Raw genomic sequence first — 11,164 nt, forward strand, 5'->3', positions numbered from 1 at the left:
TCTGCACTCAGGTTGTTAAAAACTGTTCTGTAAAGGAGTTACTTCCTATTATACAACAGAAAGTTGATACAGAATCGATCGTATATACCGATGGATTTAAAAGTTACGATGGCCTGGTAAATTTCGGGTATCGGAAGCATTACAGGATTCATCATGGGAAGAATGAATTTGCTGCCGGACGAAATCATATCAACGGTATTGAAAACTTCTGGAGTATTGCCAAGGTTTGGCTTTCAAAATGCAGAGGGATTCACAAATCAACGTTTTATCTCCATCTGAAGAGTGTGAATTCCGATTGAATTATCGTCACGAAGACCTCTATCAGAAACTCTTACAAATGTTTAGAAAACGACCCATTAACTTGTCTTGAACTTTAATATATCTTGTGTAAAAGTTGTATAAAACCGGAGGTACATGATGAAAAAACTGTTCAGCATGTTGTTGGGTTTTTTGGCTACGGCGGCACTGACCGCCGTCATCGGTCTACCGCTGGCCGCACGGGCGGTCACGTTCACGAATGCAACGCACATTGCCGACGGGGAGACGACCTACGAAGGCCAGCCCATAACGGTGGACGGTTGCACGCTCACAGTTGACGGCGCGCACACCTTCACCAACCTCTACCTGGTCAACAACGCGACGCTCACCCACACCGCCGGTGCGGCGGGAATGATGCTGACCGTTTCCGGGACGGTGTGGGTCGCGACAGGCTCGAAGATTGATGTCACCGCCTGCGGAGGCGGTCCGCGGGCGGGAACCACAGGGCGCTCGGGCGGCAGTTATGGCGGACGGGGCGAACCCCATGGCAGAGATACATCCTGCGAGGTCTATGGCGATGCCTTCGCGCCGGCGGAACTGGGGTCGGGGGGACACACGGCCCGCGGCGGCGGAGCCGTGCGGATCACGGCCGACACGCTCCAGCTCGACGGGCACCTGCGCGCCAACGGCCAGAATAGCGGCACCGATTACAACGGTGGCGGCAGCGGGGGGGCGATCTGGCTTGAGGTGGGCACACTGCAGGGGGCAGGTTCCATTGAAGCAAATGGCGGCCTGCATTCGTACAATCCCTGGGATTCGGGCGACGGTGGCGGAGGAAGGGTCGCGGTGTATTACGACGATGCCTCGGGGTTCGACCTCACGGCCATCCAGTGTGCCGCGATCAACGACGGCGCCGGAGCGGGCACTGTTTACCTCAAGGATAACGCCGAACCGTTCGGACGGTTGACACTGGACAACCGGGGGTACGTCCACGACGCGGCGCTCCCCACCGCTTTGACGGTGGGATCGAACCGCTTTGACCGGTTGTCCGTTGCGGGCAAGGCGCGCCTTGCCCTGACTGCAACCGAGCTGATGACGCTGTCCGCCTGTATGGTTTCCAATGCGTATGCGACTTTCAGCGGGGACGTGGCCGGGCCAGACCTGACCTTGATCAATGGCGACTGGACCCACAGCGGAGATTTCGGATTCAGCAATACGGTCGTTCTGTCGGGCGCGTCGGTTCTGCGGCATTCCGTCGGCGATTCGAGCGGGCTGTGGATCAAGGCAAAGTCGGTCAACGTGTCCAGCAACTCCTCGATAGATGTCACCGCCTGCGGCGGCGGTCCGCGGGCGGGAACCACAGGGCGCTCGGGCGGCAGTTATGGTGGACGGGGCGAGCCGTTTTCAGGAGGCACCTCCTGCGCCGTTTACGGCGATGCCTTTGCGCCGGCGGAACTGGGGTCGGGGGGGCACGCGACAACCCGCGGCGGCGGTGCCGTGCGGATCACGTCCGACACGCTCCAGATAAACGGGACATTGCGCGCCAACGGCCAAAATGGCGCCGAATACAACGGCGGCGGCAGCGGGGGTTCGATCTGGCTTGAGGTGAGCACACTGCAGGGGGCGGGTTCCATTGAAGCAAATGGCGGCGTTCATGGCATAGCTGCCGGCGACGGTGGCGGCGGGAGGGTTGCGGTGTATGCCCGTGACACCGACGGTTTCGCGCCTGCCGCTGTCGAGGCCAAGTCCGGCGGCGCCGGTGCCGAGTGGGGCACGGTCTTCCTGGGCGTTCCGCGCACGGTGGCGGTGATCTGTACGGGATCGGGCACCTGCGATCCGGCCGGGCCGGTGGTGATCGCCTACGGCGGCACCAACACCTTCGCCTTCACGCCGCTGCCGGTCTCGCTGGCCACCAACAACACGGAGATCACGCCCGCCGCCAACTTCGAGTGGGTCAACACCGGACTTTGGCGCGGCACAACCGCCGATGTGGCGTGGCTGGCGGCTGTCACCGGCCATGACACACTGGAGGCGGGCTTCGCGGCACTGACGGTGGAGCAGGCCGCGGCGCTGCCCGGCGGCGGCATGGAGGTGGCGGTCAGCGGTCTGGCCGGCTGGCGCTACACGCTCGAGCGGCGCCAGAGCCTGACCGTGGGCGCGTGGGAGCCGGTGCCGGGACAGGCAAACATCCTGTGCGAGGTGAGCGGGCCGCTGTGGCTGAGCGACACCGAGGTCTTTCCGCAGGCCTTCTACCGGGTGGTGGCGGCACGGTAATGTTGGATTGCTCACACAAATGACACAAAGTTTGAGAAAGGATTTTAACGCAGTGGAGACCGCCGTCCCCGGCGGGAAGATTAGAGGGCGGCAGGCTCTTGCCGCCGGTTGCGGCGTTGACGGCGCAACACCCTCCAGAGCAGGTACGGAAGCCCTGCGGTCCCGGTGAATTGGAGCCCGTGGTATATTCCGCCGGGGACGGCGGTCGTTGGGGGCGGCTGAGTTCCGGCGGTGCCTGCCGGTTTTGCGAAATGATCCGCGATCGGGGCGTGTGTGTCGCCATCATTTGCATGAGATTCGTATCCGGCGGGCGGCGGAAGAGGCGGGAATTGCTTCGCGCATCACGCCATACGAATATATCTGCAACATCTGGACTTCTGCTCCGCATCGGTTTAAGTTTGATCCGTTTCAGTACACTGCGGGGCTAAACAACCAGTCCACTCTTTATGATTTACTGCGGCTATGGATCTGTTTGAGAAAAAAACACCGGAAACAGTGCGAACGGTGCCGGGCGGCACGGCGCCGCTGGCAGCGCGGATGCGTCCGCGGACACTGGATGAAATCGCGGGACAGGATCATATTCTCGGCGCCGGCAAGCTGCTGCGCCGCGCGATTGAGGCCGACCGGATTGCGAGTATTATTCTTTACGGTCCGCCGGGCTGCGGCAAGACATCGCTCGCCGAAGTGATTGCGCTGACGACGGATTGCCGGTTTGAGCGCACGAGCGGTGTGCTGGCGAATATTGCTATTCTGCGTAAACTGCTTGATCAGGCCGCCGGCTGGAAAAAAATTCATCAGCAGGATACGATTTTATTTATTGATGAAATTCACCGGTTTAATAAAGCGCAGCAGGATGTGCTGCTGCCATATGTTGAGAGCGGCGATATCATTCTGATCGGTGCCACAACACACAATCCCTGTTTTTTCATCAATACGCCGCTGAATTCGCGTTCACAGATTTTTCAACTGAATGCGTTGAGCCAGGAGGCAATAGTTCAGGTTTTGCGCCGGGCGCTGGATGCGCCGGAAGGTTTAAACGGCATGGTGACGGCAGCGGATGACGCGCTGATGCATCTCGCAACGGTGTGTGATGGCGATGCGCGCCGGTCATTGAACGCGCTGGAAATCGCGGCGCTGACAACTCCGCCGGACGATGATGGAATCGTGCGCTTGACGCGTGCCGAAACGGAAGAGTCGGTGCAGAAAAAGGCGGTGTCGTACGATCATGATGAAGATGAGCATTACGATACAATTTCGGCGTTCATTAAAAGCGTACGCGGATCCGATCCGAACGCTGCAGTTTACTGGCTGGCAAAGATGCTTTACGCCGGTGAGGATCCGCGGTTTATTGCGCGCCGGCTGGTGATACTGGCATCGGAAGACGTCGGCAACGCCGATCCGCGCGGGATTTCAGTGGCGGTGGCGGCGATGCACGCAGCGGATTTCGTCGGTATGCCGGAAGCACGGATTATTCTGGCACAGGCAGCGACGTATCTGGCGTGTGCGCCGAAAAGTAATGCGGCGTATCTGGCGATTGATGCGGCATTGAAGGATGTTGAGGAAGGCCGCATGCTGCCGGTTCCCGATCATTTGAAAAATGCGCCGCATCCCGGCAAGGGCGATGTGAAATATAAATACGCGCACGCCGGCAAAGACCATTTTGTTGATCAGGAATATGTGCCGACGGATAAAATTTATTACATGCCGACTGATCAGGGGTACGAAGAGATAATCAAAAAACGGATTGCTTACTGGGATTCGCTGCGGAAGAAGAAAAAGAAATAAACCGCAGATTACACAGATAAAAATGGATTTTATCGGCCGCAAAAAACACGGAAAAACCGTGAATGAGAAAAGGCAGGGCGCGCAGTCCCTTGCGCGCCGGAAATATTGTTGCGGACGGCAAGAGACTGCCGTCCCTGCCAGACAGAAAAGGCGCGGAAAACTCCGCGCCTTTTTCTTTTCGCATTTCTGCGCCGGAATTAACTCAACGCTTCAACGAGCGTGGCTTCCTGCTGAACGCCCATAAACTCTCTCACTTTTTCGCCGCCTTTGAAAATAAGAATGGTTGGAATCGACCGCACGCCGAACTGGGCGGCGAGCGCCGGCGCTTCATCCACATTCACTTTCGCGACAACCGCTTTTCCGGCGACGGCATCCGCTACTTTTTCAAGGATCGGTTCCTGCATTTTGCATGGGCCGCACCACGTTGCAAAAAAGTCGACCAGCACATTTCCGGCGGCAACCGTTGTATTAAAATTATCCACAGTAAGAATTTTCACTTTATCCGACATGACGTATTCCTTTCTTTATTTTTAAATGTAGCATACGGGCACGGTTTATACATTAAAAAGAAACTCAATTATATCGCCGTCCTGTACGATATATTCTTTACCTTCGGTGCGCATGACACCTTTCTCACGGCAGGCAGTTTCGTCGCCATACTTCACGTAGTCATCAAACGAAATTACCTGTGCGCGAATGAAACCGCGTTCAAAATCGGAATGGATTACGCCGGCGGCCTGCGGCGCCTTCCAGCCGTGATGAATGGTCCACGCGCGCACTTCCTTCGGGCCGGCAGTGAGATAGCTGATAAGCCCGAGCGTATGATAGCCGGTGCGCGCAATCCGGTCGAGTCCGCTTTCCGTCACACCGTATGCCTTTAAAAACCCGGCGGCTTCGGCTTCGTTCATTCCCGCCAGCTCCTCTTCCATTTTCGCGCAGATTTTCACCGTATCCGCACCTTTTAAGTCGGCGTATTTTTTTACAGACAGCACGTGATCATTATCCTGAGCCATTCCTGATTCATCAACGTTCGCACAATAAATAATTTTTTTATCTGACAGCAGCGGAACCTCTTTTAAGTGTACTTTGATTTCATCGTTGTCCCGCTCCGGAAAACTCACCGCCGGGTTGCCGGCACCGAGATGATCGGCAAGACGTTGTAGCAACGGCAGAGCTGCCGCCGCTTGTTTATCCGCGCGCGCCAGTTTTTCCACGCGCTGAATTCGCGTTTCCCACGCCTGTATATCAGCAAGGATCAACTCTGTTTCAATGATTTCGATATCGCGCAGCGGATCGACCGTGCCGTTGACATGCACCACATTTGTATCGTCAAAACAGCGCACTACATGCAGCAGTGCATCCGCTTCGCGTATGTTTGCTAAAAATTTATTTCCCAGTCCTTCACCGCGGCTCGCACCTTTTACTAAACCGGCAATATCAACAAAATCAACTGTGGCATGAACTGTGCGCTGCGGTTTGCGCATTTCTGCCAGTTTATCAATCCGCGCATCCGGCACCGGGACAATTGCTCTGTTCGGTTCAATGGTGCAGAATGGATAATTCGCCGCTTCCGCATTCTGTGCACGTGTTAACGCATTAAAAATAGTTGATTTGCCAACGTTCGGCAGTCCCAGAATTCCAATACTCAAACTCATAGAAATCTCCGTAAAAGCCGGGGAACTTACCGGTAACGGTGAATAAAAACCATAAAAATATGTCGGCATTCGCTGTTGCATTTTTTAAAGTCGATCTGAAAATTTTATCAGTCTGTGAAAAGTAACGATCCAATTGAAGTGAAAGCTGCAAGCGGTATTCAACCATCATATTTTAAATCGGCGTTGCGGAGAAAAATTGCGGCGCTGAAAAAAAATGCCTGTGCCGGCGACTTGCAGCACGAAAGTAAAATGATTGTCCAGCGGATTACATCGCTGCCGATTTTTCGGGCGGCAATCAATGTCGGCGCTTATCTTCCGGTTTTCGGAGAGCCGGATATTCTGCCGCTGTTTGATGTTCCGGCGAAGAAATTTTTTATTCCGGCATTTGACGAAAATACCGGCAGTTACCGGCTGGCGGAATTAATGCCCGAATTGCACGCCGGTAAATTCGGAATTCCGGAACCGCCGGCGCCGGCGTTTGCCGGTGCAAATGAGATTCATCTGTTGATTGTTCCGGGCGTTGCGTTTGATGCCGGCGGCCGGCGGCTGGGTCGCGGTGGCGGGTTTTACGACCGGATTCTATCATTATATACTGCACCTGTGGTCGGTGTTTGTTTTAATTTTCAAATCATGGATTTCATTCCTCAAGAGCCGCACGACCGGCGGACGAGCTTTGTAGTGTCCGGTGATCATTTTTTCAGCGTGTGCGGTTAGGCCGTACACTCTTTGCATTCGACATTCTGCGCGATGTGCGTTATTGTAAGCGGCTTGAATATTAACTTTTAAATTATAGGATTTAATATGGGCGGATTGGAGTTTTGGTGGAACAGCATTCAGGACATTGTGGTCAGTATAGGCTTTATGGTGCTGGGCTTTTTCTTTCACGCGTTCCTGATGCGCGCAAATGCGGTGGCGGCGGGTCAAAAGGGCTCGGCGATTCTTGACGAGGCAAAGAAACAGGCGGAGACGCTGAAGCACGAGGCAAAAATTGCGGCGCGTGAAGAGGTGCTGAAATCGCGTGAAAATGCAGAGCGGGATCTGGCGCAAAGCCGTGCAAATCTGCTCGCGCTGGAAGAGCGGGTGATTGCCCGTGAAAAAGATATTGCCCGCAAACTCGAAATGCTCGAAACGAAAGACCGTACGCTGACCGCAAAGCTTGATGAAGTAGATCAGACGAAAAATCAGTTGAAAGAACAGCGGCGCGAACTCAAAGAGCGGATTCAGGAGGAAAACAGCCGCATTCAGGAGGTCGCTGATTTTTCCACGGATGAAGCGCGTAAGATCATCATGAGCCGGATGGAAAAAGAGCTCGAAGGTGAAATCAGCGGCATGATCCGCCGGCAGCAGAAAGAGGTTTATGAAAAAACGCGCGAAGAGGCGCGCGACCTCGTTTGTTCTGCGATTGAACGCTATGCCGGCGAGCACGTCGGCAGCATTACGATGACGCAGGTCAAGCTGCCGTCCGAAGATATGAAAGGCCGGTTAATCGGTAAAGAAGGCCGCAACTTCCGTTCGTTCGAACAGGAATCCGGCGTCAATCTCATTATCGACGAAACACCGGGCTATGTTCAGCTGTCCAGCTTTGATCCGATCCGCCGCGAAGTTGCACGCGTCGCGCTTGAAAAGCTGCTCGCCGACGGACGGATCCATCCGGCCAGCATTGAAGATACCATTAAAAAAACACAGGATGAGATTAACGATGTTATTCGTCAGGCCGGCGAAGAGGCGCTGTATAAGCTTGGAATTACCGGTGTTGCACCGGAGCTGATTAATATCCTGGGTAAACTCAAATACCGCACCAGCTATAAACAAAACGTACTTGAACACTCCGTCGAAATGGCATCGCTGATGTCAATGATGGCAGCCGATCTGGATCTGGACATCAATCTCGCCAAACGTGTTGGACTTTTTCACGACCTTGGCAAAGCAGTAGACCATGAAGTAGAGGGGCCGCACGCGGTGATTGGCGCAAATCTACTGCGTAAATACGGCGAAACGCCGCTCGTTTACAATGCGGTTGCTGCACATCATGATGACGTTGAGCGCAACAGCGTCTATGCGGTACTTGCCGCTGCCGCCGATACTATCACTGCAGCCCGTCCCGGCGCGCGCAGCGACACTACCGATCTTTATCTGCAGCGCCTTGAAAAACTCGAAAAAATCGCCAGGTCATTCCAAGGTGTTGAGAAAAGTTACGCAATTCAGGCCGGCCGCGAACTGCGGGTTATTGTTGAGCACGAGAAAATCAATGACGCCGCCGCACTGATTCTTGCACGTGATATTGCCAGCCGGATTCAGGATGAAGTGAAATATCCGGGACAGATTAAAGTTACCGTCATTCGTGAAATGCGCGCGATTGAATTTGCAAAATAGACGCCGGTATACAACGGGTGTTTGAATCCGATCATCCGCTTGTTGAACATCATCTGACGCATCGGCGGAATCAAGAGAGCTCGCAACATATTTTCCGTTCCGGTATACGCCGGCTTTCCGCTCAGCTTGCCACTGAAACCACGCGTGACCTCCCGGTGAAAAACTGAGGTGCGAAAACCATGCGCATACTGTTCAGCGTTGCTTTACCGCAGGGGATTTCTGCCATGCAAACCACGCATCCTATTTAGAAAACCCAAAAAAGCGTTTATATTCTGCCGGGCTCGACGCCGGTGGCTGTTCTTAATACGCTGAAGTAGACGCGGCGACTCCTGTTGCGTCTATTTTAGTTGATTCTGAAAAAGGCAGATTGATCAATGTTTGCAATGGTCATCCCTGCTTTTTCAATGAAGGTTTCTGCAAGGGTTTGGTGGCTTTTTGCTAAAAACCCTGCAATGATCTCCCCCATGAAAGCCGTTAAAATTCCTCATTCCCCGCAGGGCGATCTGTTCTGCATGGAGCTGGCTCGCATCATTGATCCGGATCATGCGCTGGTACGTTTGAGCCGGGCAGTGGACTGGGTGCGTTTTGAGGAGGCGTTCGGAAAAACGTACTGCGAGAATAACGGCCGGCCGGTGGTGAGCGTGCGGCTGATGGTAGCGTTGCATTTTCTAAAGCACACGTTTGATCTGAGCGATGACGCGGTGGTGGACGGCTGGGTGGAGAACCCGTACTGGCAGGCGCTGAGCGGGAATCAGTATTTTGAGCATAAGCGTCCGGTAAACTCATCAAGCATGACGCGTTTTCGTAAACGCATCGGTGACGCTGGCGCGGAGGAACTGCTCAAAGAAACGATCGCCTCAGGGCTGCGGATGAAGGCGATTAAATCGCAACAGTTAAAAACGGTGAATGTGGATACAACGGTGCAGGAAAAATTGATTCGTTTCCCAACCGACGGACGGCTGTACAACCGCGCGCGGGAGCATCTGGTGAAAGAGGCGGCGGCGCGGGGCATCAAGCTGCGGCAGAACTACAACCGCAAGGCGAAAACGGAACTGCTCAATGTGCATCGTTACGCGCATGCGCGCCAGATGAAGCGGTCGCAGGCCAGCGTGAAGACACTGAAGAATTATCTTGGGCGGGTGATTCGCGACATTGAACGTGGCGCCCCGCAGCCGGATGAAGAGCTGAAGGGCAAACTTGAGCTGGCGAACCGGATCTACGCACAGCAGCGCGCCGATAAAGGAAAAGTCTACAGTGTCCACGAGCCGCACGTCGAATGCCTCAGCAAAGGCAAAGCGCACAAGAAATATGAGTTTGGATGCAAAGTCAGCGTAGCGGTTACAGCCAAAGGCAACTGGTTCACCGGAGCGTGTGCGCTGCACGGTAATCCATACGACGGCCACACGCTGTCACCGGCGCTGGAGCAGGTGAAGCGCATCACCGGTAAAGAACCGGAGGAGGCCTTCGTCGATATGGGCTATCGGGGTCACAATTACACCGGCGCGTGCACGGTGCATGTTGAGAGAAAACGCCGTGGAAGCCTGCCGAAACGATTATGGAAAAAGATGAAGCACCGTGCCGCCGTTGAGCCCAGCATCGGACATCTGAAAAGCGGACACCGGCTCAACCGGAACCGGTTAAAAGGAAAAGAAGGCGATCAGCTCAATGCGATCCTGAGTGCCGCCGGGATGAACTTCGCCAAGCTGCTCAAAGCAGCCTTGTGTCCATTCATCTTCTGGCTGCAACGCATCCAGCGCCGGCAGTTTTATCCTGTTGCACAATCTGCCAGGGCATACCCACTCCTTGCCGCCGCCTGAAAACCGCCTTTTTCAGCGGCGACTATTTTACCATCGAATCTGATAACCGCCTTCAAGCGTAAATACATTTTTTAAATGCCGGATCTCCGGCGGATCAAGAATCACTTCAACCACATCGAAACGAATATACGGCGGACGAAGTTTCCGGCGCTGCATAAAGCGCATGGCTGCGCGTGACAGTTTCCGGCGCTTGGCTTTATCTACCGCTGATACCGGCGCTCCAAAGTCTTCAGTGCGGCGCGTTTTCACTTCAACAAATACCAGTGTTTCCCCGTCGCGTGCAATCAAATCAATTTCATCACGACCCACCCGCACATTCCGTGCGAGAATCTTTATTTTCGACTTTTTTAAAAATCTTGCCGCGCGCAATTCACCGGCGCGTCCTGTACGTAAATGTGCCGCTGCTTTTTTCCACTTAAACCATCTTGTAAAAACCCCAATCACTAATAAAACTTTAAAAGATATCGATCGGTAATTCAATCAAGTTTTAAATTTTAGATGTTTAGTCCCACAGTGTGCTGGAGTGATGTATAACGAGCTCCGGAGGGATGAATTACGGGACAGATAGTACACGGATGCGCCCGTACGACTGAGGCGGTGCGTCGAACGATACAATATCGTCAAGAGAGCCTGAATGTTCTGGCGCGCCGACACGGCATTAACCCGAAAACCGTAGCGAAACGGCGACAGCGCACAACCGTACAGGATGCCCCGATGGGGCGCCAGGCAACCCCGGTCAACGGTGCTGAGCAAGGAGGAAGAAGCCGCCTGTGTCGCTTTTCGGCAACACACGCTGCTTCCTCTCGATGATTGTCTTTACAGCCTGCAGACCGCCATACCTCATTTAACACGCTCCTCTCTGCATCGTTGCTGCCAACGTCATGGGATTAGCCGGCTGCCGGATACCAAAGATCCCCGGAGCAAACGGAAATTCAAAACCTGTCCGATCGGGTTTTTCCATATCGACATCGCTGAGGTCCGCACGGAAGAAGGCAGGTTATA

9 protein-coding genes and 2 pseudogenes are annotated in these 11,164 nt (G+C 54.4%); 7 read left to right on the forward strand and 4 right to left on the reverse strand.

From position 1 onward, the window contains the following. The 3 genes and pseudogenes from WC959_12565 (at window position 1) to WC959_12575 (ending at window position 4,317) form a co-directional block, all read left to right on the forward strand. Window positions 1-370 (forward strand): annotated as a pseudogene (locus WC959_12565) (IS1595 family transposase). Window positions 371-414: 44 nt separating this feature from the next. Next, window positions 415-2,532 carry a hypothetical protein gene (locus WC959_12570; GenBank protein ID MFA5689950.1) on the forward strand — a complete coding sequence of 706 codons (2,118 nt, stop codon included), beginning with the start codon at window positions 415-417 and terminating at the stop codon, window positions 2,530-2,532. 462 nt (window positions 2,533-2,994) lie between these two features. After that, entirely contained in the window at window positions 2,995-4,317 is a 1,323-nt protein-coding gene (locus WC959_12575) for a replication-associated recombination protein A (protein ID MFA5689951.1), read from the forward strand. 197 nt (window positions 4,318-4,514) lie between these two features. On the opposite strand, the gene trxA is transcribed toward WC959_12575, so the two are convergent. Further along, entirely contained in the window at window positions 4,515-4,826 is a 312-nt protein-coding gene (gene trxA / locus WC959_12580; protein MFA5689952.1) for a thioredoxin, read from the reverse strand. A gap of 45 nt (window positions 4,827-4,871) precedes the next feature. Then, a complete protein-coding gene (gene ychF, locus WC959_12585) occupies window positions 4,872-5,972 on the reverse strand; it encodes a redox-regulated ATPase YchF (GenBank protein ID MFA5689953.1) in 1,101 nt (366 codons plus the stop codon). A gap of 138 nt (window positions 5,973-6,110) precedes the next feature. Between ychF and WC959_12590 the strand changes: the two genes are divergently transcribed. Next, window positions 6,111-6,686 (forward strand): 5-formyltetrahydrofolate cyclo-ligase, encoded by a 576-nt coding sequence (locus WC959_12590; GenBank protein MFA5689954.1) that lies wholly within the window; start codon window positions 6,111-6,113, stop codon window positions 6,684-6,686. Window positions 6,687-6,773: 87 nt separating this feature from the next. Then, window positions 6,774-8,345, forward strand: a complete 1,572-nt coding sequence (gene rny, locus WC959_12595) for a ribonuclease Y (GenBank protein MFA5689955.1) — start codon at window positions 6,774-6,776, stop codon at window positions 8,343-8,345. Window positions 8,346-8,688: 343 nt separating this feature from the next. Here the strand turns inward: rny and WC959_12600 are convergent, their stop codons facing one another. Then, window positions 8,689-8,811 (reverse strand): hypothetical protein, encoded by a 123-nt coding sequence (locus WC959_12600; protein ID MFA5689956.1) that lies wholly within the window; start codon window positions 8,809-8,811, stop codon window positions 8,689-8,691. On the opposite strand from WC959_12600, the gene WC959_12605 reads away from it, so the two are divergent. Then, the gene (locus tag WC959_12605; GenBank protein ID MFA5689957.1) at window positions 8,810-10,162 is read left to right on the forward strand and encodes an IS5 family transposase; all 1,353 of its coding nucleotides are present in this window, start codon (window positions 8,810-8,812) and stop codon (window positions 10,160-10,162) included. The two genes, WC959_12600 and WC959_12605, sit on opposite strands and share 2 nt — an antisense overlap. 27 nt (window positions 10,163-10,189) lie before the next feature. Here WC959_12605 and WC959_12610 read toward each other — a convergent pair whose 3' ends face one another. After that, window positions 10,190-10,606, reverse strand: coding sequence for a YraN family protein (locus tag WC959_12610; GenBank protein MFA5689958.1), 417 nt, complete (start codon window positions 10,604-10,606; stop codon window positions 10,190-10,192). 108 nt (window positions 10,607-10,714) lie between these two features. Between WC959_12610 and WC959_12615 the strand changes: the two are divergent. Beyond that, a pseudogene (locus WC959_12615) lies at window positions 10,715-11,164 on the forward strand (IS481 family transposase).

The organism is Kiritimatiellales bacterium (genome assembly GCA_041656295.1).
In the GTDB taxonomy this organism is placed as follows: Bacteria; Verrucomicrobiota; Kiritimatiellia; order Kiritimatiellales; family Tichowtungiaceae; genus Tichowtungia.

Coding starts and splice junctions, on each gene's coding strand:
- WC959_12600 (MFA5689956.1), bottom strand. CDS start 8,811: ATGGGGGAGATCATTGCAGGGTTTTTAGCAAAAAGCCACCAAACCCTT.
- WC959_12605 (MFA5689957.1), top strand. CDS start 8,810: ATGAAAGCCGTTAAAATTCCTCATTCCCCGCAGGGCGATCTGTTCTGC.
- ychF (MFA5689953.1), bottom strand. CDS start 5,972: ATGAGTTTGAGTATTGGAATTCTGGGACTGCCGAACGTTGGCAAATCA.
- trxA (MFA5689952.1), bottom strand. CDS start 4,826: ATGTCGGATAAAGTGAAAATTCTTACTGTGGATAATTTTAATACAACG.
- WC959_12575 (MFA5689951.1), top strand. CDS start 2,995: ATGGATCTGTTTGAGAAAAAAACACCGGAAACAGTGCGAACGGTGCCG.
- rny (MFA5689955.1), top strand. CDS start 6,774: ATGGGCGGATTGGAGTTTTGGTGGAACAGCATTCAGGACATTGTGGTC.
- WC959_12570 (MFA5689950.1), top strand. CDS start 415: ATGATGAAAAAACTGTTCAGCATGTTGTTGGGTTTTTTGGCTACGGCG.